At 67.1% G+C, this 20,185-nt stretch carries 20 protein-coding genes; 8 read left to right on the forward strand and 12 right to left on the reverse strand.

The annotated features are described in order from the left end of the window. Positions 1 to 142: 142 nt before the first annotated feature. From G5C50_RS17170 to G5C50_RS17195, 6 genes are all read left to right on the forward strand, one after another. A complete protein-coding gene (locus G5C50_RS17170) occupies positions 143 to 1,132 on the forward strand; it encodes a DUF1559 family PulG-like putative transporter (protein WP_165071340.1) in 990 nt (329 codons plus the stop codon). Positions 1,133 to 1,148: 16 nt separating this feature from the next. Continuing rightward, the gene (locus G5C50_RS17175) at positions 1,149 to 1,595 is read left to right on the forward strand and encodes a hypothetical protein (protein ID WP_165071342.1); all 447 of its coding nucleotides are present in this window, start codon (positions 1,149 to 1,151) and stop codon (positions 1,593 to 1,595) included. A 202-nt stretch (positions 1,596 to 1,797) separates the two neighbouring features. After that, positions 1,798 to 3,132 (forward strand): MFS transporter, encoded by a 1,335-nt coding sequence (locus tag G5C50_RS17180; protein ID WP_165071344.1) that lies wholly within the window; start codon positions 1,798 to 1,800, stop codon positions 3,130 to 3,132. 19 nt (positions 3,133 to 3,151) lie between these two features. After that, entirely contained in the window at positions 3,152 to 4,399 is a 1,248-nt protein-coding gene (locus G5C50_RS17185; RefSeq protein WP_165071345.1) for a GHMP family kinase ATP-binding protein, read from the forward strand. Then, positions 4,396 to 5,514, forward strand: coding sequence for a Gfo/Idh/MocA family oxidoreductase (locus G5C50_RS17190; protein WP_165071347.1), 1,119 nt, complete (start codon positions 4,396 to 4,398; stop codon positions 5,512 to 5,514). Before G5C50_RS17185 ends, G5C50_RS17190 begins: the two co-directional genes overlap by 4 nt. Before the next feature lie 210 nt (positions 5,515 to 5,724). After that, a complete protein-coding gene (locus tag G5C50_RS17195; protein WP_165071349.1) occupies positions 5,725 to 6,795 on the forward strand; it encodes a DUF1559 family PulG-like putative transporter in 1,071 nt (356 codons plus the stop codon). Positions 6,796 to 6,846: 51 nt separating this feature from the next. Here G5C50_RS17195 and G5C50_RS17200 read toward each other — a convergent pair whose 3' ends face one another. The 6 genes from G5C50_RS17200 to G5C50_RS17225 all read right to left on the reverse strand — a co-directional run bounded on the left by G5C50_RS17200 (position 6,847) and on the right by G5C50_RS17225 (position 10,607). Continuing rightward, complete coding sequence (locus G5C50_RS17200; protein ID WP_165071463.1) at positions 6,847 to 7,593, reverse strand: SDR family oxidoreductase; 747 nt, start codon at positions 7,591 to 7,593, stop codon at positions 6,847 to 6,849. A gap of 76 nt (positions 7,594 to 7,669) precedes the next feature. After that, positions 7,670 to 8,086 carry a cupin domain-containing protein gene (locus G5C50_RS17205; RefSeq protein ID WP_165071351.1) on the reverse strand — a complete coding sequence of 139 codons (417 nt, stop codon included), beginning with the start codon at positions 8,084 to 8,086 and terminating at the stop codon, positions 7,670 to 7,672. A gap of 156 nt (positions 8,087 to 8,242) precedes the next feature. Further along, entirely contained in the window at positions 8,243 to 9,085 is an 843-nt protein-coding gene (locus G5C50_RS17210) for a carbon-nitrogen hydrolase family protein (protein WP_165071352.1), read from the reverse strand. A gap of 19 nt (positions 9,086 to 9,104) precedes the next feature. Continuing rightward, the gene (locus G5C50_RS17215) at positions 9,105 to 9,782 is read right to left on the reverse strand and encodes an alpha/beta hydrolase family protein (RefSeq protein WP_240907125.1); all 678 of its coding nucleotides are present in this window, start codon (positions 9,780 to 9,782) and stop codon (positions 9,105 to 9,107) included. 1 nt (position 9,783) lies between these two features. Next, on the reverse strand, positions 9,784 to 10,179 hold the full coding sequence (locus tag G5C50_RS17220) for a VOC family protein (RefSeq protein ID WP_165071354.1): 396 nt from the start codon (positions 10,177 to 10,179) through the stop codon (positions 9,784 to 9,786). Continuing rightward, positions 10,176 to 10,607, reverse strand: coding sequence for a bleomycin resistance family protein (locus G5C50_RS17225; protein WP_165071356.1), 432 nt, complete (start codon positions 10,605 to 10,607; stop codon positions 10,176 to 10,178). Before G5C50_RS17225 ends, G5C50_RS17220 begins: the two co-directional genes overlap by 4 nt. 337 nt (positions 10,608 to 10,944) lie before the next feature. On the opposite strand from G5C50_RS17225, the gene G5C50_RS17230 reads away from it, so the two are divergent. Both G5C50_RS17230 and G5C50_RS17235 read left to right on the forward strand, forming a co-directional pair. Next, the gene (locus tag G5C50_RS17230) at positions 10,945 to 12,042 is read left to right on the forward strand and encodes a DUF1559 family PulG-like putative transporter (RefSeq protein ID WP_165071358.1); all 1,098 of its coding nucleotides are present in this window, start codon (positions 10,945 to 10,947) and stop codon (positions 12,040 to 12,042) included. 75 nt (positions 12,043 to 12,117) lie between these two features. Next, positions 12,118 to 12,318: a hypothetical protein gene (locus tag G5C50_RS17235; RefSeq protein WP_165071359.1), complete on the forward strand. Its 201-nt coding sequence runs from the start codon at positions 12,118 to 12,120 to the stop codon at positions 12,316 to 12,318. 39 nt (positions 12,319 to 12,357) lie between these two features. Here the strand turns inward: G5C50_RS17235 and G5C50_RS17240 are convergent, their stop codons facing one another. The 6 genes from G5C50_RS17240 to G5C50_RS17265 all read right to left on the reverse strand — a co-directional run bounded on the left by G5C50_RS17240 (position 12,358) and on the right by G5C50_RS17265 (position 20,088). Beyond that, positions 12,358 to 13,497: a TIGR03118 family protein gene (locus tag G5C50_RS17240; protein ID WP_165071361.1), complete on the reverse strand. Its 1,140-nt coding sequence runs from the start codon at positions 13,495 to 13,497 to the stop codon at positions 12,358 to 12,360. 228 nt (positions 13,498 to 13,725) lie between these two features. Beyond that, entirely contained in the window at positions 13,726 to 14,124 is a 399-nt protein-coding gene (locus G5C50_RS17245) for a YybH family protein (protein WP_165071363.1), read from the reverse strand. Between the two features lie 17 nt (positions 14,125 to 14,141). After that, positions 14,142 to 15,515: an SGNH/GDSL hydrolase family protein gene (locus G5C50_RS17250; RefSeq protein ID WP_165071365.1), complete on the reverse strand. Its 1,374-nt coding sequence runs from the start codon at positions 15,513 to 15,515 to the stop codon at positions 14,142 to 14,144. 111 nt (positions 15,516 to 15,626) lie between these two features. Beyond that, positions 15,627 to 16,895, reverse strand: a complete 1,269-nt coding sequence (locus tag G5C50_RS17255; RefSeq protein WP_165071366.1) for a hypothetical protein — start codon at positions 16,893 to 16,895, stop codon at positions 15,627 to 15,629. Between the two features lie 69 nt (positions 16,896 to 16,964). After that, positions 16,965 to 18,326 carry a sulfatase family protein gene (locus tag G5C50_RS17260; protein ID WP_165071368.1) on the reverse strand — a complete coding sequence of 454 codons (1,362 nt, stop codon included), beginning with the start codon at positions 18,324 to 18,326 and terminating at the stop codon, positions 16,965 to 16,967. 835 nt (positions 18,327 to 19,161) lie between these two features. Further along, entirely contained in the window at positions 19,162 to 20,088 is a 927-nt protein-coding gene (locus G5C50_RS17265; RefSeq protein ID WP_165071370.1) for a ketopantoate reductase family protein, read from the reverse strand. Positions 20,089 to 20,185 lie beyond the last annotated feature (97 nt).

The raw sequence follows: 20,185 nt of genomic DNA on the forward strand, positions 1-20,185 counted from the left end.
CTTCAGCCCCAATCTCATGGGGTCGTGCGTTCCAGATCCTCCAATCGACCAGACGCCCCGGGACTCCCGGCGTCGTCGTCCCGTCGCGTCCGTTGAGGCGTGCGGGTCGGGTCGAACACGTCTTCCGCCGAGGAGTCAGGTCATGAGAGGTCGTCGTACCGGTTTCACGCTCATTGAGCTCCTGGTGGTGATTGCGATCATCGCCGTTTTGATCGCCCTGCTGCTCCCCGCCGTGCAGGCGGCCCGCGAGGCGGCCCGGCGGTCGCAGTGCGTCAACAACCTCAAGCAGTTGACGCTGGCGATCATGAATTATGAGAACGTCAACAGCTCACTGCCGCCGAACAGCGGCATGGACCCTCCGGGCCCGGATTTCTCGTTCAAGCCCCGGCTGCTCCCGTTCATGGAGCAGGTCGCCGCGATGAACTGCTACAACCTCTCAATGGGCTCCGGCGACACCAGCAACTGGACGGTCCGGGTGTTCCAGACAGCCTCGTTCATCTGCCCGTCGGACCAGTACCAGCCGAGCGGCACGAGCACTCTCAACGGCATGTCGGCGACGGTCGGCTCGCACTGCTACCCGAACAACATGGGGACCTGGACGGCCTTCAACGGCGGCCAGTTCGACGGACCGGCGTATCAACTGGGCTCCACCCGATCGAAGCTGATCACGCTGGCCTCGATCGTCGACGGCACCTCCGGCACGGTGATCCTCAGCGAGTTCGTCCGGGGGTCGGGATCAGCCGGGCAGGGGCCCGACAAGTCGTGGATCTACCGGGGGACGCTCTCCGCCTCGTCGCCGACGTACACCATCGACGCCCTGGCCGCCGACTGCCAGGCCGCGACCATCCTGGCCGACTACCGCCGGGGGACGGAGTGGCTCCAGCAGAACACCGCCCGAGGCGGCGGCTACAGCCACATCATGACGCCGAACAAGAAGTCCTGCTTCTGGAGCGACGCCGGAGCCAGCAAGTATCAGACGATCATCGGGGCCAGCTCGTCGCACCCCGGCGGCGTCAACTGCTCGTTTCTCGACGGCACGGTCCGGTTCGTCAAGGACTCCATCTCGCCGGTGGTCTGGCGGGCCATCGCCACCTACGCCGGGGGCGAGGTCGTCAGCGCCGACGCCCTTTGAGATCGGAGGCTCCGCCATGCGTCGACGTACTCCGTTTTTCGTCGCGGCGGCTCTGATGGTCGCGACCGTCTCGACCCCGGGCTGCGGCTCCGGGGCCGACGGCCGCGAGGCCGTCGAGCCGATCGAGGCCCAGGGGCTTCGCAACATCGGCAAGATGTACAGCATCGCCGCCGAGAAGCTCTCCCGACCGCCGAACACGATCGACGAAATCCGCAAGGTCGAGAGCGAGGTCCCCGGCGGCTTCTCCGACCTGGGCGAACGCGACGTCGCCATCTACATGGGCGCCAAGCCCGCCGAAGGCCCCGAGGCCGCCGCGACGATTCTCGCCTACGACCGAAATACCCCCCGACAGGGTGGATACGCGTTGATGCTCGACGGTAATGTGAAGATGTTTTCCGTCGACGAGTTCAAGTCCGCCAAGAAAGCCGGGGCCAAGCCCTGGACGGCGCCGTCGGAGAAGTGACCTCGAGATGAGGGGGGATCGGCTGGGCGTTCAGGACGACCGGTGGAATGCGCCCGCCACGCCGGTCATCCCCCTCATCTAACGCCTTCGGCGTCGCTCAATCCGAAACGCCACAACCCTCACCCGGCCCTTCGGGCCACCCTCTCCCGGCGGGAGCGGGGACTGCATCGCACCGGCTCCAAACAGAAGCGAGGCGCGACGGATGACGACCCAGGCGACACCATCGGAGGCATCCGCCCCTTCGTCCTCGTGGGAACTCGACGAGGGGGCGAGGCCAAAGCTGGGCTTCCGCTGGGTCGTCTGCGGGCTGTTGTTCCTCTCGACGACCATCAACTACATCGACCGCTTCACGCTGGGGGTGCTCGCGCCGGAGCTTCAGAAGTCGCTGGGCTGGAGCGACTCGCAGTACGGCGACATCAACGCCTCGTTCTCGCTGGCCTATGCGATCGGCTTCCTCGCGTTCGGCGCGTTCATCGACCGCGTGGGGACGAAGTTCGGATACGCCGTGGCCCTGGCGGCCTGGTCAATCGCTGCGGCGGCGCACGGATTGGCTAGGTCGGCGACGGGGTTCGCGGCGGCCCGGTTCATGCTGGGCCTGGGCGAATCCGGCAACTTCCCCGCCGCGATCAAGGCGACCGCCGAATGGTTCCCGCGTCGGGAGCGGGCCTTCGCCACCGGGCTGTTCAACGCGGGCTCGAACGTCGGGGCCGTGATTGCGCCGTTGGTCGTCCCCTGGCTGGCGCTCACCTGGGGCTGGGAGGCCGCGTTCCTGGCGACCGGTCTGGCGGGGTTGGTCTGGCTGGCCCTTTGGCTTCCCCTGTACGGCCGGCCCGAAGGCTCGCCGTGGGTCTCGAAGAAGGAGTTGGCCTGGATCCGCAGCGATCCTCAGCAGCCCGGCGCGGCGATCCCCTGGCGACGGCTCCTGCCGCATCGCGAGACCTGGGCGGTGGCCGCCGGGAAGTTCCTGACCGACCCGGCCTGGTGGTTCTACCTCTTCTGGTCGGGCAAGTTCCTGGCCGACCGCTTCGGCGTCGACCTGAAGCGGATCGGCCCGCCGCTGGTGGCGATCTACCTGATGGCCGACGTCGGATCGATCGCCGGCGGCTGGCTGTCGTCGCACCTGATCGGCCGGGGATGGTCGGCGAACGCGGCCCGGAAGCTGGCCCTGTCGATCTGCGCCCTCTTCGCGGCCCCCGTTTCGCTGGCCCCGCTGGCGCCCGACATGTGGACGGCCGTGTTGCTGATCGGCCTTGCGGCGGCGGCGCACCAGGGGTTTTCGGCTAACATGTATACGTTGGCCTCCGACCTCTTCCCTCCCCGAGCCGTCGGCTCGGTGATCGGGATCGCCGGCACGGCCGGCGCGGTGGGAGGAATCCTGATGCAGTCGGCGTCGGGTCGAGTTCGGGATTGGACGGGGAGCTACCTGCCGATGTTCGTCGTCGCCGGCTCGATGTACGCGCTGGCGGTCTTGTCGGTCCACTTGTTGACTCCCCGGCTGACGCCGGCGCCGGTCGACAATGGCGAGGAGGCGGCGTAAGCCGACCGCCGGAGGAGCCATGCGAAGGATCCACGAACCTCCCGGCCGGGCCATCGAGGCCGCCCGCGACTCGCTCCAACGCGAGGTCGGCGCGGCGACGGGAACGGTCCGCGTGGTGCGGTCGCCGTATCGGGTCTGCCCGCTCGGCGCCCACGTGGACCACCAACTCGGGCAGGTCACGGCGATGGCCCTCGATCGCTGCCTGGCGCTGGCGTACTCTCCGTCGGGCTCGCGCGAGGTCGTGCTGGAGAGCCTCGACTTCCCCGGCCGCGTTCGCTTCGCCGTCGACGACGTCCCCCCCCAGGCTTCCGGCGATTGGGGCGATTACGCGCGAGGCGCGGCGGCCGTCCTGAAAGTCCACCGGAGGCTGGAGCGAGGGATCATCGCAACGACGTCGGGACCGCTGCACGGCGGGGGCGTCAGCTCCTCAGCCGCGGTCGGGGTCGCCTACCTGCTGGCCCTCGCGGACGCCAACGGCCTGAGCCTGGGCCCCGACGAATTCATCGAGCTGGATCGTCGGATCGAGAACGAATACCTGGGCCTGCGGAACGGAATTCTCGACCAGGCGGGGATCATCCTGTCCCGTCGCGGCCAGTTGACCCGGATCGACTGCCGGACGGGCCGTCGCGAATGGATTCCCGCCCCGGCTGACGCGCCGCCATACCGCCTGCTGCTGGCGTTCTCGGGCATCCGCCGCACCCTGGCGGGGACCGACTACAACCTCCGCGTCGAGGAGTGCACGTCGGCCGCCCGCACGCTGCTGGAAGCCGCCGGCCGACCGAGCGCGAACCCCTTGCTGGGCGAGGTTTCCGCCGACGAGTACGCCGAACACGCCCACCGCCTGACCGGCCCTCCGGCCCGCCGCGCGGCTCACTTCTTCGGCGAAATCGACCGCGTTCGCCAGGGGGTCGACGCCTGGGCTCGCGGCGATCTCGCACAGTTCGGGGCGCTGATGACGGCCTCGGGCGAAAGCTCGATCGTCAACTACGAGTGCGGCCGACCGCCGTTGATCGACCTCTTCCACACGCTGGTGGCCTGCAAGGGGGTCCACGGCGCCCGGTTCAGCGGGGCCGGCTTCCGGGGCTGCTGCGTCGCGCTCGTCGATCCAGAGGCCGTCGACGACGTGGCCCGGCGCGTCTCTCATGAATACACCCGCCGCCATCCGCTCCTCGCCGCCAACGGCTCCATCGCCGTCTGCGAGACGGCCGACGGCGCGGGAATCCTCGACCTCCAGGGTGGAGCCGAACGGCTCACGAGGGCGTCTTGAGCCATCGCGAAAACGGGGCCCCCGCGTCGATCGCGATCGCCGGGGCCTGGGGCTACATCGGCCGCAAGTTCGTCGACGCCGCCCTCGATCGCGGCATGAAGGTCTTCGTATACGACCCCGCGCCGACGCCCGCCGAGGTCGACCCCGGCCGCATCGTGTCCATCGCCGACGAGCGGGCCTTCTACAACCTCGACGCCGACCTCTTCCACCTTGCTGTCCAGCCCGAGCATCGCCGGCTCGACCTGCTGCTGGACCGCCGCGAGCCGCTCTGGATCCTCGACGAGAAGCCGATGGCCCCCCCCGACGATCCCGCTCGCTGCGACGCGATCGTGGAGGCCGTCGACCGCTCCTCGTGCGTCGTCCTCTACGACTTCCCCGAGCTTTACGACGGACTCACCGCGCGCGTCCTCGACCACCTGCGCGGGTTCCGCGACCTGCGGATCGACGAGATCCGCGTCGAGCGCTCGAAGGACCGCGAGGACCCGGCCATCTCCCGGAACTACCGGCGAATGGTCTCGATCCAGTATCAGGAGTCGGTCCACTGCCTGGCCTTCGCCCTCTGGATCCTCGGCCACGCGCGGGGATCAGTCGAGGAAGCCCTGAACGAGGGGGTCAGTCTGGGCGGTCGTGCGGAAGCCTACGTCCCGCCCAACCCCGAGATTTATGCGTATCCCGTGGACGGCCGCTGCGACTTCCGCATGACGGTCGGCGGGACGCAAGTCGTCGGCTGCACCAACTTCCGTCGCGGGGCTCCCTGGATCAAGCGCCGGACGATTCGAGGGATCGGCGACGGCCGCCCGTTCGAAATCGAGGTCTCCTATCTTGAAGGCCGCAAGAGCCTGCGGATCGACGGCGAGAACCAGCCGTGCGACCCCTCGGCCGACTCCTATGCTCAGGTGATTTCCACCTTCGCCCGCTGGGCGTCCACCGCCGACCTCGGCTCGCTTCGCAACGGCCTGTACCCGCACCCGCGATTCACGAGACTGGCCTACCGCCTCTCCTCGGCCCTCTGGCGTAGCTGTCGCGACGACGCCGTCGTTCAGATGCGGACGGCCGACGAGGTCGCGACGTACGACGCCCGCCGCTCGTTCTCCGAAGCCACGCCGCGATTCTAGAACAGAACGCCGCGAGATTGGAGCGCCGGGGGAAAGGCGCTCTGTTATCGTCCCTTCATCAAGTTCTCTCGCCGGCTCCGTCCGGCTCGTTGCGGTCGATCACGTCCCATCTCGAGTTCCCAACGGCTCCGGCGCGGCCTGCGCCGATGGCGTGGCTCCTTCCGCGCCCGGGGTCCGCCACTCGTCATCTCGAAATCCAGGAGTCCAGACATGCGCGGTCGTCGTTGCGCTTTTACGTTGATCGAGCTGCTCGTCGTCATCGCGATCATCGCCGTCCTGATCGCGCTGTTGCTGCCCGCCGTTCAGGCCGCTCGCGAGGCGGCTCGGCGGATCCAATGCACCAACAACCTGAAGCAACTTGCGTTGGCGATCCACAACTACCACGACGTCAACGGCGCCTTCCCCCCCAGCGCCGAGGACAAGATGATCGGCGCCGACGGCCTGACGATCGACTATGGGATGAAGCCCCGGATTCTGGCCTCTCTGGAGCAGGTCCCGTTATACAACTCGATCAACTGGGCTCTTTCCTGGAACAGCCTGACCTACGCCAACCTGACCGTTTACAAGACGACCGTGAACACGTTCCTGTGCCCCTCGGACGGCGTCTTCCCGAACTTCCAGCGGCCGACCGGCACCGTCGTCGCGGCCAACAACTACGCCAACAACATCGGGACCACGCTGTCGTTCAACGGCGGCCGATTCGACGGCCCGGCGTACATGATCGACAACCCGGCCTACGGCGGCGCCGTCAGCATGGCCACGATCATCGACGGCACCTCGAACACCGCCATCTGGAGCGAGTTCCTCAAGGGCCGCGGGACGCTCCTGTCCAAGAGCAGCACCCCGCCGCAGGACGCCCCCACCGGCGTCTGGTACCAACTGACCATCACCGACACCCGTTTCACCCAGCCGGCGGTCGTCGGCAGCGTCGCGCAGACGATCGCCAATCTGAACGCCCTCTGCAAGCGAGAGAACGGCGCGGAGTTCGACGCCGCCGGCCAGAACTGGGCCGACGGCTGGAGCGGCGGCGGCGGACCGTACAGCCACATCATGGCCCCCAATCATGTCTCCTGCGTCTTCCCCACCGACTCCCCCTGCTGCGGTCGAGGGGCCACCGAGTTCCGAACCATGATGGCCGCCAGTTCCAACCATGCGGGCGGCGTGAACATGGCCTTCCTCGACGGCTCCGTGAAGTTCATCAAGAGTACGGTCAACCTCGCCACCTACGCGGCCCTCGGCACCATGGCCGGCGGCGAGGTCATCGGCTCCGACCAGTATTAAGTCGCCCCCTCGGGTGGAGGCAAGTCCGCCTGACAGACCGCCGGCTTTAGATTATTTTGACCGAGCGAGCCAGTCCCCGAATCGCGTCGTCCCGAGCATCGGAGACTCTCCGGGCGTGAGGCTCTGATCATTCAGGACGGCGCCAAAGTAGCGGGCATTGGCGTCGGCAACAACCTCACGAGAGTCGTTGTTCGCGGCCAGGTACCGCCGGACGAATTCGTCCTGCCGGATCGGCTCGGGGCCGGCCAGTTCGACCGTTCGGTTGATCGGCTGCGCGATCGCCACGCGAGCCAGAGCAGCGGCCACGTCGTCCGATGCGATCGGCTGCATGAGGGCCGGCGGCAGGCGGACGACGTCCCCCTCGGCGGCCGATTGCGCGATGCCGCCCACGAACTCGAAGAACTGCGTGGCTCGAACGATCGTGTAGGGAACGCCGCCGGTTTGGATCAGACCTTCCTGGACGACTTTAGCCCGCATGTACCCGCTGCTCGGCAGGCGATCCGCGCCGACGACCGAAAGGGCGACGTGGCGCCCCACTCTAGCGGCCGCTTCAGCGGCGCTCAGGTTGCGGGTCGACGCCTGGAAGAACTCCAGGACCGCCGTATCCTCGAACGACGGCGAGTTGGAGACGTCCACCACCACGTCCGCGTCCGCCATCACCTCGGAAAGCCCTTCGCCGGTGAGGGTGTTCACGCCCGACGAAGGCGAGGCCGAGACGGCCTCGTGGCCTTCACTCTTCAGGATCGACACTAACTTCCTGCCGATCAGCCCGCTCCCGCCGATCACGACGACCTTCACGGCCATTCCCCCTTGTTGTTCGTGTTGTTCGATTCTGATGGCGCACAGAGGCTTCCCCACGCTTGCGAGGCGGGGGTCACTTCTTCGGCTCGGGAATGACGATCTCCTTCACATCACGAGGGTGCAGGACCCACGCCAGCAACCGGGTCTTCGCCTTGCCCGGGTTCCTCGACACGCGATGCAGGCATCCGGCCGGCTCGTAAAACGTATCGCCCGCCTTGAGGATCCTGGTGGGCTGGTCGTCGATGCCCCACTCGTACTCGCCCTCCAGGATGTAGCCGAACCCCGGGCCGGGATGGCGGTGGGAGACGCCCGCCTTCCCGGGCTGGATCGTCACCTCCACCGCCGTTGCCGTCGTCTCCTTGCCGTCGACTTTCTCCACGATGTCCCGCACGGTCAAGGTTTTGACGGACTCGGCCTCGTCATCGTGCATCGCCGCGACCATCCCCACAGCCGTCAGGACGATTCCGACCGCCAGCGCAACTCGGGCCATGATGCTTCCTCGCTTTCCGTTGTCGTAATGACGTCGCCGTGCAGCTTCCCGGCTCTCGACACCAAGGACGTTCGGACCCGTCCGGTTTGTGACCGATGAACGATTTTTCGTCGACCGTCGCAATTGAAGTCGGCGGCGAGGAGACGACGAATGCCGTCAGAACGCAGTCCGGTCCTGGCTCCTCGGGTCGTCGACTGCATCGTGAGGGCGATAGATCCCGCCTTCACGAGCCCGGGCGCGCCAGGGGCGGGCCCGATGGCGGGCGACCTCCCAGCGCGGGGAGTCTTCGTCCAGAGTTTCGACGGCGATTCCGGACGCCGACGCCACCGCCGACGCCTGGATCTCGCCCGTCGGCCCGATGAGACGGCTGGTCAAGGCGCCCGAGGTCTGGGTCGGGATCGACAGGCTGATCCAGAAGCTGTGCGAGGCCGCGTAACCCTGGGCCTGGACGCCGAACATCGGGTCGTCGGCGTAGGCCGAGAACAGGATGCAATCCACTCCGCGCTCCGCGTAGTCCAGGAACAGCTCCGGGAAGTGGACCTCGATGCAAAGGACACAACCGAATTTCCAGCCGCCGACCTCGAACACGCAGGGAGACCGGCCGGGCGCGTGCCAGCCGGTGATCTCGGTATGCGAGCAGAACCGCTTGTCATACCGGGTGACGAGTTCGCCCCGATCGGAGATCACGTAGAGGCTGTTGTGAGGTCGATTCGGCGCCGTAAGCCGGTGGGCCGAGCCGACCACGACCCACAGCTCTAGCTCACGGGCCAGCGCGGCCGTCGCCCGCAGTTCGTCGGCGATCGCCTCCCAGTCGACGAGACCCCAGTCCTTGACCTGGGCCTTCGAGCAGCCGGACATCGCCGCCTCCGGGAAGTGGATCAGCCCGGCACCGGCCGCGCGGGCCTCCACCATCAACCGACGGATTTCTCGCCCGTTGGCCCGGACGTCGGCCGTGATGAGACACTGCGCCGCGGCGACCTTGATCGGCGATTTGCTCACGGGACGGCTCCGGGCCGTGTCATCCCAAATTCGAGGCCCAGTCGTGAACGACGCGGGCCATCTCGACGAAGACGTCCTCCGGGCTCTTGCGCTCGCGCTTGAGAACCTTGTAGCCGTGGTCGGCCGCCTCCAGGACGTGAAGCGTGGCGCGAGGCTTCAGGCGTTCGCAGACGGGTTGCAGCAGATCCATCTCCGCCAGGTCGTCGCGCGTGCCGCTGAGGAAGAGCAGGGGGAGGTCGACGGAGTCCAGATGGTCAGCGCGTTCGGTCCCGGGCTTGCCGGCGGGATGGAGCGGGAACGAGAAGAAGACCAGCCCGCGGACGCCTTCGAGGGGCGATTCGGCGGCGGCCGTCGAGGTCATCCGGCCGCCGAACGAGTGACCGCCCGCCAGCAGGGGGAGCCTGGGCGCGAGCTTCCTCGCCGTCGCGACCGCCGCGCGGATCGTCGCCGTGCAGACGGCCTGGGAATCGCGCCCTTTGCCGTGCTCGGAGTACGGAAAGTTGTACCGCAGGGTCGCCACGCCGACCTCCGCAAGCCGCTCAGCGATCGTTTGCAACGTGGCGTGCCGCATCGTCGTGCTTGCCCCGTGGCCGAGGACGAGGAGATGCGTCGCGCCCTTGGGACGGATCACGAGGGCCGAGACATCGCCCTTCTCGGGCGTGGCCTGGAACTTCAATTCGTCGACGTCGTGGGCCACGTCAGGCGATTCCTTCCCGGTCCAGCGGCTGGGTGAAGCAGAAACAGACGCCGTACGGCTCCCGGGCGAAGAAGACGCGGTACGGGCTGCCGTCGTAGGTCTGCTCGTCGATTACGCCCGGCCCGACGCCGTGCTCGTCGTACTCGCGCCAGAGAGCGTCGACGTCGCTGACGGAGAACCAGCAGCTCGCCTGTTCGGGGTCGTGACCGTTGACGGCCAGGCCGATCGTCACATCGTCGCGCCGCAGTCGGGCCGTCGTCGCATCCTTCGAGACCACCGTAAAGCCGAGGCAGCGCGTGTAGAAGCCGACAGCGGGCTCGACGTGCTTCACCGGCAGCGCATCGACGTCGGTGTCGCCGATCGGCCCAACCGCCTTGAAGACCGCGCGGCCGTTCATGAGGAGGACTCCGTAGACTCCTCGGTCTTCAGTCCCCGACTGACGCGGAAGACGTGGCCGTCGGGATGCCGTACGTGCATCTCGCGGACGCACCAGGGCATATCGGTCGGCGGAAAGGCCACCTCCAGGCCCTCCGCAATGCAGCGGGCGTGAACGGCGTCGACGTCCTCAACCCAGATAGACATCCATACTCCCTTATCCGACTCGTCGTCGCCGTCCTCGGTGAACGTCGGCCGACCCGAGCCGTATCCACGGCCTCCCTGCGCTCCGCGGCAGAGGAAGATCTCGCATTCGCCGGAGCAGACCGCCCCGAACGTCGGCGGATCGCCCCAGTCCCAGCCCTTCGTCCAGCCGAACTTTTCGAACCAGGCGAAGCTCGCCGGCAAGTCCGAGACGTTCAGGATGGGCGTCAGTCCCTTCGCTTGCATGACCACCTCCTTGATTCGGCGAACGTCGTCTCACCCGATTTCGGGTGGATTGAAGCAAGATCGCGGCCCCATGTCAACTGTTGTACAGTCGCCCTCCGCGTTCCCATTAACGATTTCGTACACGAAGATTCCGCTAAGAGTTTTGATGTTTTTGTGTGGGAGCAGCCGAGATCACTCCATAGAATGGCGCTCGCGGGCGATGGGGCCTCATTCAAGTCGAAGGTCGATCATCGCCCATAGAACTGATTATGCTTTCATTTGTCGGCCGTCCCGGCGACGACTGTCCCGTCCCGCCGCCGGAGCACTCCTCTCTTTCGGTCAACTGAGGGCTCATCTCATGTCGCGTCGAAAGGGTTTCACCCTGATCGAGCTGCTGGTCGTCATCGCGATCATCGCAGTCCTGATCGCACTGTTGCTGCCCGCCGTTCAGGCGGCGCGTGAAGCCGCCCGTCGGGCGCAATGCGTCAACAATCTGAAGCAGATATGCCTGGCGGCGCACAACTATCTCTCGGCGACCGACCGGATCCCGTTGGGGGATCACTACCCGGCTGGGACGAATGAGACGGCCGCCTCGAGCGGCATCACGGGCAACGGCGGAGATCGTTACTCGTACGGCTGGACGCTGATGATTCTGCCGTACCTGGAACAAACGCCGGTCTACAACGCCTACAACACGGTCTGTGGGTTTCGCGACCCCGGCGGCGGCGGGCCGAGCATCAACACGACCGTCCTTTACAATCAGTTGGCGTGCTACCTCTGCCCGTCGGACAATGCGACCGGTCGGCCCCAACCGCCGTACGGCGCTCTCAACTACGTGGGGAACGTCGGCGGGCCCGGCGCGCTGCAGACCTTCTCCGGCGTGATCATCAGCCCGTACTGGGGGAACACCACCCAGGCGCCCTCGACCAACTGCATCGGCCTGGCGGCGATCATCGACGGCACCTCGAATACCGCGATGTTCAGCGAGCGGCTCATGGGCGTGACCAACAACCCAACGGTCACCGTGGGCCAGAAGGACTACGCCAAGCGTTCGATCTTCCAGCTTTCAATCGCCGGGACGATCAACGGCAACGACATGACCGGCACGATGAACGTGCTCAACGCTTGCAAGTCGCTGCCGGCTAGCACGACGTCGATCTCCTCTTACCGCAGCGGTCAGATCTGGACGATCGGCCATCCCTGGGCCACGATCTGGAACCGCTATTTCCACTTCGGCCCGCCCAACATGCACTCCTGCGACACCAATCCCTCGACCTTCGCCGGCCTCGGCGGCGGGCAGGGCGTGGTGCCGCCGACCAGCAACCACCCCGGCGGCGTGAACGTCGGCATGTGCGACGGCTCCGTCAAGTTCATCAAGGACTCGGTCTCCAACCAGGCCTGGTGGGCTCTAGGGACCCGCGGCGGCGGCGAGGTCATCAGCGCAGACTCCTTCTGACCAGACTTCGTCCGCGCCCGACGTCGGGCGCGGACGATCCTCTTCCCTCCCCGACATCGATAGGAGCCATCCCTGATGCAACGTCGTCGACTACCGGCGCTCGGCCTGGCCGCAGTGCTGATCGTCCCCTTGCCCCTGGTCCTCGCCGGATGCGGCAACGCCAGCAACATCGAGGTCGGCCTCCCGTCCAACATCGAGCCTCCGAAGGACTTCGACCCGGGCGGGGGCGTCAAGCCCGACATGAAGGGCAAGCGAGCGCCAAGCCCGGTGCCCTGATCGACGCCTCGGCCGCACGAGTTCGCCGGCCCGCGGGTCTCAGTCCCCAAGCCGCCGGCGACCGGCCCACGCCGCGACGGCCGAGCCGAACAGCATCAGCACCACCGACGACGGCTCCGGAACCGACTGGATCACGCCGAAGACGCCGTGAGCCCCACCGCCAGGCCCCGCGGTGAAATAGAGCGAGGCCGAGTCGCCTCCCGAGCCGCCGTTGCCCACGATCAGGCCTCGAAGCCCGTCAATGACCAGCGGTTGACCGCCGGCGCCCGGCAACTGGCCGAGGAAGGCGAACGAGGTCGAGTCGAACACGTTGATCCGACCATCGCCCGAATTGGCCACAAGCAAATCGCCGGCGAACGATCCAAGCGAGGAAGGGGCGATCGCCAATCCCCAGGGCGAGTTCAACGCCCCGCCCGCCCCCACCTCAGCCAGCAGGTTTCCCTGAAGGTCGAACGCGGAGACGATCCCGTGCCCCGCGCCCGGCACGTCGGCCCCGCCGGCGCCTTGCAGCGCATAGGTGACGTAGAGGGTGTCGCCCAGCTTCTGAATGTTGAACGGCGCGTAACCGACCGGGATGTTCGGATCGAGGAACTTTCCGGTCAGGTTGGGCGCACCGATGTCGCCCTTGAGGATGTCGATGCTCCCCGTATGGAAGTTGGCCGAGTACAGATACGCGTGGCCGTTCACGACGGCCGCGGTCGTCCCTGTGTAGTCGTTCGACGTCGACCCGGTTTGCAGGACCTCGGCTGTCGTCCCCAGCGCGCCTCGCCAGCCGGAGATCGTTCCGTCGCGACTGACGAACAGGAAGGCGTCGCCGTTGAATGAGCCTGCGAGCGGCGTGTTGACCTGGCCCGTGACGTTCCCGACGCCGGGGATCGTCACCTCCAACGCCGACTTCGTCGGAACGCCCGTCGTCGGGTTGACGGTGTAGAGGGTTGAGAGGCCCGACCCATTGGCCGACACCCAGAACGGACTGGTGGCGGTCGCCGAGACTCCCCAGGCGTTCTTGAGCTTCGGGTCGACCAGCACAGCCGGGTTGACCGCCGAATCGTCGCTGACGAGATTCTTCGGCACGAAGAAATCGGCCTGGGCCGGCGGAGGCGAGGCCGATAGGACGGCCATGAAACCAACCGTCGCCGAGGCAATGACCCATAGCCGAAGCAAGGCCCGTGCCGACATGGCTCGTCCTCCCGTCCGAGGTCGCGGAGCCGCTTCATGCGCAGGGGCGACCGACGGATCGCCTGCAACGGCTCCGAACGGCTCTCAACCTCATCGCATCAACCAAACAAAGACGTGTATTGACAAACGATATAAGATTCACCTGCTCCACGCCTCGCGTCAAGCGAAAACCAGGTGAATTCACCGACTGGCCGCCGACTCTCTGCTCCAAACACGCCTCACCGCACTTCAGTCGTGCGACGTCTTCGCCGGCGCCAGCAGGTTGGCGTCGCGCGCCAACCGCCAGCGGCCGTCGCGCTTGTGCAGGATGGTGAGACTGTGGCCGGCGCGGACCATCTCCGGCGCCCCTGGGCGGGAGGCCTTGATCCGAAGGCGGGTCGTCATGAAGGCCCAGTCGCCCAGAATCTTCACCTCCAGCACCTCGCTCTCGCCGTCGATCGTCATCCCGCCGGCCGTCATCTCGCGCGAGGCCTCGGCGAAGGCCGTCTTGCCGAAGGGCTCAGCGCCGGGGACCAGGAACACGACGTCCTCTTCCATGAGGTCGAGCACCGTCTCCAGGTCCCCGCGTTTCGTGGCGGCGATCCACGTCGCCGCCACGCCGCGGATTGTTTTCTCGTCGTCGTTCATGCGGGATTTCCTGTTCCTCAGGCTCTCGCGGCCCGGGTGGCCCGCATAGTCAGGCCCCTCGCCGCGGGGAATCGACTCATGAGCGGGCGATAGGCCTGATACATCCGCCTGGCGATATCCAGATGCCCCGTCGCGTTGGGGTGGAACGTTCCCTGGTCGGTCCCTTCCATTTCCTCGGATTCGGTGAGGGTCCGGATCCAGGGGCTGGTGGACGGGTAACCGTGGGTGTTGAAATCGCCGAAGACCTGGGACAGGTAGGTCCACTTGTAGGTCTTCGCCGCAGCCGCGACGGCCGCGTTCAGCGGGGGGATCATTGTCGACGAGGCGAACTCCGCGTTCGCCTTGCTGACGAGCGTGACGTCCAGCGGCCCCAGGATCGCGGCGACGTTCCCGTTCTGGTCGCGGGTCACGTCCGGGTAGGGGGCGATCATCACCTGGCCGGGGTTCAGCGCCTGCACGGCCTTTGCAAGGTTCGCGTACTGTCCGGGGAGTGCCTGGATGTCCGCGTTGTATTGCTGCTGGATCTCGGTCAGGGTCGGGTAGCCGAAGTAGGTGTTCTCGATGAGCTGCTTGACCCGCTCGCTGAACCCGACGTCGTCGGCGCCCACGGTGATCGCCAGCACGTCGATGTGGCGAGTGCCGATGATCGACTTCAACTCGTCGATCTCGGCGGGGAGGATGTGCGACGGATCGCCGATGCTCGGCATCGGTCCCAGGACGCCCTCCGGGATCGTCGCCCCCGAGTTCGCCACCGAGACGAACGTGACCGACTGGTGCGGGTTCGACGCCTCCAGTTGGAGGGCGAACTGCGCAGGGCCGGCGAGCGTCGAGCGATGGGCGTCGGCGTTCTCCTGGTTCATCGCGGCGTCGGGCGAATAGGCCCATTCGGGGTCGAAGAATCCGGGGACGACCGGGTTCCCCTCGCCCGAGGCGTACGAGTCGCCGATCGAGACCACCAGCACGTCCTTCACCAGGATGGTGGTCACGGTGGAGACCGGCCGGCGGGTCCCGGCCAAGCCGGTCGCCGTCAGCTTCACCCGATAGCTTCCCTGTTGAAGGTCGACGTCCGGGTTCTCGCCGGAGACGACCAGGGAGAGCCCGCTGGAACTGGTCACCGTCCAGAGGAACGTGGTCGTCGGCAGGATTCCGGACGACTGCGAGGCGTCGAGCGACACCCCATACCCGTTCGCCGGGTTGGCGTAGTCGTACGTGTTGACCAGGTCAGGCGCGTTGCCGTGCAAGGGGTCGTTGACGAATCGGGGGTCCATCGACCACTGGATCACGGCCGCGGCCAGCAGCGCCCGGACCTCCAACGGCACGTCGGCCGGTTCGGGTCGGAACGATCGCGGACGACGCGGGCGGACGGGCGAGAGGCTCAGCAGCAGCGACATCGACGTGGTCCATCAGTGGTGGCGGGAGGGGATGAGAACTGGTGGGCCAGTCTACATGAGACTGGGGAACCTGGGAAACCAGTAACACCGATTCACACGTCGAATTTGCGCCTATGATTTCCAGAACTTCCACCAGGGCCGCTTCTGTCGCGTTCGATCACGCTCTATGAAAGCGGACAACTCGGCCATGGCGGCGTCCATCGTCCGTTCGTCGACGCCGCGGTCGGGGACGACGCTCGGATACAACTTCATCTTATTGAACTCGGGTTTTCCGTCGGCGGCCTCCATCGCCTGCATGATCGCGTTCGATTCGGCGTTGTACAGGCAGAGCGACCGGAACTGTTCCATGGGCATCGTCTCCCGCAACCGAGCGCCGACGGCCCGCGCGCGGGAGTAGGCGGGGACGCCCATCAGGGGGACGTCGGTCTCGATGCGGCCGTCGCGGCGGGCGCGGATGATCGTCGGCGAGTACTGCAAGCCGTACGGCTCGAAGAGGAGCCGGCCGAAGGCGATCGTCGAGAGCGACTCGACCTCGTGGACGAGGTCGGGATCGAACCCCTGGGCGACCATGTCCTCCATGAGGGGGTCGACGGATTCGTACTTCGAGAAGTCCTCGGCGAAGCGGCGGATGGTCCGGTCCAACTCGGCCTGACGAGCGACCTCGGGAGAGTCGTCCGGGAACGCGAAGACGGCGAACCGCGTGAGGTAGCCGACCTCCGAAACGCGCACGCCGGCCGGCCAGTCGGGGTCGACGTGGGAGACGTCGTGGCCGTCGATCTCCAACTCGCGATTCCAGCCGGCCTTCCCCTTCGCCAGGATCGTCGCCTTGGCCAGATGCACCCGACGCGGGGCCGCGGACTCGGCGGCGAACCGGAACCAGGGTTTCGTATCGTCGAGTCGCGACGTGGCTCGATCGTCCGTGAAGCCACGAGAGATCGCCGGCCCGACGTATGAGCGCAAGCCGGGAGCCAGGCCGTAGTCGCCGGGACAGTATCCCTTCGACGCATCGCCCCCCTTCACGCCCGCCTTGCAGGACGAGCAGACCGGCCTGTCGTCGAGGAACGATCGGATCGGTCCGGCGACGCAGGTGATCCAGATCACGGCCGCCTGCGCCAGCGCCGCCTCGCGGTTCTCCCCCATGCCGACGATGCAGGCGTCGAGCACCTCGTCGTCGTAGTCGTGCAGCGTGGCCAGAATGTGGAGGTGGATCATCCCCGCGCTGCCGATGGAGGGCCCCCCCCTCAGCTCGGCGCGGAGCGTGATGCGGCCGTCGAAAAGCTGCAACGCGTCCCCGTCGAGACGAGTCCAACCCCCGAGATCGCCGCCGTGCTCGACGATGCCGTCCTCGATCTTCTGCAAGAGCTGCTCAACTTCGGACATCGATTCCGATCACTCCCGAAGAGGCCAGGCGGCTGCGACGCGATCCCCCGCCGTTGAAGGTCGTCGCCCTCACGGCATCGCCCGACGCCACGACAGCGCGGCTTCGGACAATCGACGCGCCAGGTCGGGTTCGGCCTCGGCGCGGTTGTAGCGTTCTTCGGGGTCGACGGAGAGGTCGTAGAGTTCGGCGCCGGTGCCGTCGGCGTTGACGAGGAGCTTCCAGTCGCCGTCGAGGGCGGCGACGTTCGGCGAACGGTCCTCGCCCTGGGGATAGGCGAAGGACTTCGCGTTGCGGCCGTACTCCCAGAGGAGGGGTTTGGTGCGCTTGAGCTTCTCGCCGCGGAAAACGGCGGTCACGTCTTCGCCGTCGGGGCGGTAGCCGTCGGGCAGGGGGGCGCCGGCCAGCGAGCAGAGGGTGGGGAACATGTCGACGGCCGATACGACGCTCGCCGTGTTCGTCACGCCGGCCGAGACCAGCCCCGGCCCCCAGGCGATGAACGGCAGTCGCGTCCCCCCTTCGTACAGACTCATCTTGCTGCCGCGCAGGCCGCCCGACCGCCGACGCTCGAAGGTGGGGAGCGGGCCATTGTCGGAGACGAACAGCACGAGCGTCGGCCTCCCCGACTTATCGGCACGGATGGCGTCCATCAGCCGGCCGACCTGCACGTCCACCTCGTCCAGCACGGCGGCGAGCCGTTCGGGCGTCGCGGGCTTCGAGCCGGTGTGGCCGTCGTCGCTGAGGATCTGGTCGTCGGCCGTGGGAACCCAGGGCGTGTGGACGTCGTCGAACCACAGATTGACGAAGCAGGGCTTGTCGGCGTGCTCCTTCATGAACTGGAGCGTCCGGTCGACCATCCACCGCGAGCGCTCCCAGCGCTTGACGGGGTCGCGGGCGGACCAGATCCAGTCGGTGGCGGTGATCTCGGGGGCGGGCTCGGGGCTCTCCCAGGTCCCCAGGCCCAGGTCATAACCGTAGGCGGCGAACTTCGGCGGATTGACCACGTCGCGGCCCCCTCCCAGATGCCACTTGCCCACGTGCGCCGTGGCGTAGCCGGCCGCCTTCAGAGTGCGGGGAAGGCTGGGCGCGGCGGGGTCGAGGAAGTCGGCCTGCTCACAGTTGCGGTTGCCGGCCCGGGTCTGGAGGTAACTGGTAATCCGCCAACGCGCGGGGAACTGCCCCGTCACGAGCCCGCAGCGCGACGGCGAGCAGATCGGCGAGGCCGAGTAATACCGCGTCAGCCGGACCCCTTCGCGGGCCATGCGGTCGATGTTCGGCGTCCTGGTCAGATCGCCCCCGTAGCAGGCGAGGTCGGAATACCCCATGTCGTCCGCATAGACGATCACGATGTTCGGCCTCGTCGCCGGAGCCTCCTCGGCCCCCGACGCCGCCAACATCCCCACGACCATCGCCAGCACGCCCGTCATCGCCATTGCGTCTTCCTTTCCCCGGCCTTGCCACCGACCCTGCGACCCTTCGCGACCATCCCCCGATAGTACCCCCCCTGAAGGCGCTTCGCAGCTTGCAGTCCGGATCATGAAGAATCCGAACGCAGTCCAGGCAGGCTGCGGCGGCTTCGTTCCCATCGACCCGCAACCGAAGCCGATTGACGGAAGCAACTGGCATGCCCCATTTTGGGCGAAGAAAACCCTCTTTCGCAGCGGGTTCGTTCGATCGTTTTCTTGAGAGCAACGCCGCTGCAAAGTCCGGACCATAACGGCCTTCCCCCCTCGCGGCGGGAGAAGCTGACCACGGAGCGGCCAGATGAGGTGGAATCGGCGCCGCGTCGAGAACCAACAACCGGATGCGTATCCGAACCAAGGCCTCGGCGGCTTTGTTCGCACCGACCCCCAACCAAACCCGTCCGACGGAAGTTCCCAGTCGGCCTCGACTTGAGCATCGAAATCGCCGTCGAACAGTGGGTTCGTTTGGACATTTTCGGGCGATCCTTGCTGAACACCACCGACCCCCGCCGGAAGCCATTTCTGGATCGAAGGCTGGAATCGGGTGCCATGGCCACGCTTGCGTGGCCATGCGATCGGCCACGGTCACGCGGCACCCCTCGCCGGTTCATGGCCACGCAAGCGTGGCCATGACACCCAGTTGCGGCTTTCTTCGGTGGTGTTGAGCGAGGAGAGTCCATTTTCGCGCCGTCTTTTCGTGGTTCAGCCCGACGGAAGGTCCGTGAGGGTCCCTCCGTCTGATACCTTACTCACGAATCACCGACTCGATCATCGAGCCCATACAACCGGTCGCCCGGGGCGCGATTCACCGTCCGGCCCGGATCTCCTGGGCCCGCAGGGCGACGGCCGCGGCCTGGAGCAGGGGGGCTTTGACGCCCTGGGATTCGCCGCGACGGAGGAGGTCGGCCAGGATGTGGTCGGCCTCGGTGGGGCCGCCGCGTTCGAGGTCGTCGAGCATGGACGCGGTCAGGGTCGAGTCTGGGTCGGTGAGCCGCTTGCGCGACATCTCCAGGAAGCTTTCGCGAGGGGCCTGGCCGTGGGCCTCGGCGATGCCCCGACATTCCTCGAGCATCGCCCGGCTCAGGTCGGCGCCGCCGGCCTGGACGACGTCGCCGATCGTCGCGCGCGTCAGGCAGGTCACGCCGGCGAGCGTCGCCAGGAAGACCCATTTCTCCCACATGGCGAGGATCACGTCGTCGCTGAGGACGGGCTCGAACTTCACCCCCTCCAGCGCCTTCGAGACCTTCTGAACCGGCCCGGCCTGTTCCGGGCGCCGAGCGCCGAAGACGAGGCGGTGAACGTCGCTGAGATGGACGATCCGGCCGGCGTCGTCCAGGCGAACGGAGATCAGGCAGAAGCCGCCGAGAATCGCCTCGGGGCCGAATCGTGCGTCGAGCGCGTCGAGATGCCGCATCCCGTTGAGCGTCGGCAGGACGAGGGTCCCCGGCCCGACCGCCGGCGCGACGTCGTCCATGACGCCGGGGAGGTCGTAAGCCTTACAGGTCAGGATCACCAGGTCGAACGGCTCGCCGGCCTTCAACTCGTCGGCCGTGACCGCGGGGGGCGCGGCGAGGTCGACGCTTCCCGAGGGGCTGCGAATGGGAAGGCCGTCCGCCTTGAGTTTCGCCGCGCGTCGAGGGCGGACCAGGAACGTCACGTCCCGACCCGCCTCCAGCATCCTTCCCCCGTAATACCCGCCGATCCCGCCCGCGCCGACGACCAGAATTCGCAACGCTCAAACCTCCCTGCGCGGGCCCGGCCGACCCGAACCCGCGACGACCCACCATAACCAATTCGCCGACGTCGAGGCGAGGTCGGGCCGGTGATCT

Origin of the sequence: Paludisphaera rhizosphaerae (assembly GCF_011065895.1) — a bacterium.
Taxonomy (GTDB): Bacteria; Planctomycetota; Planctomycetia; order Isosphaerales; family Isosphaeraceae; genus Paludisphaera; species Paludisphaera rhizosphaerae.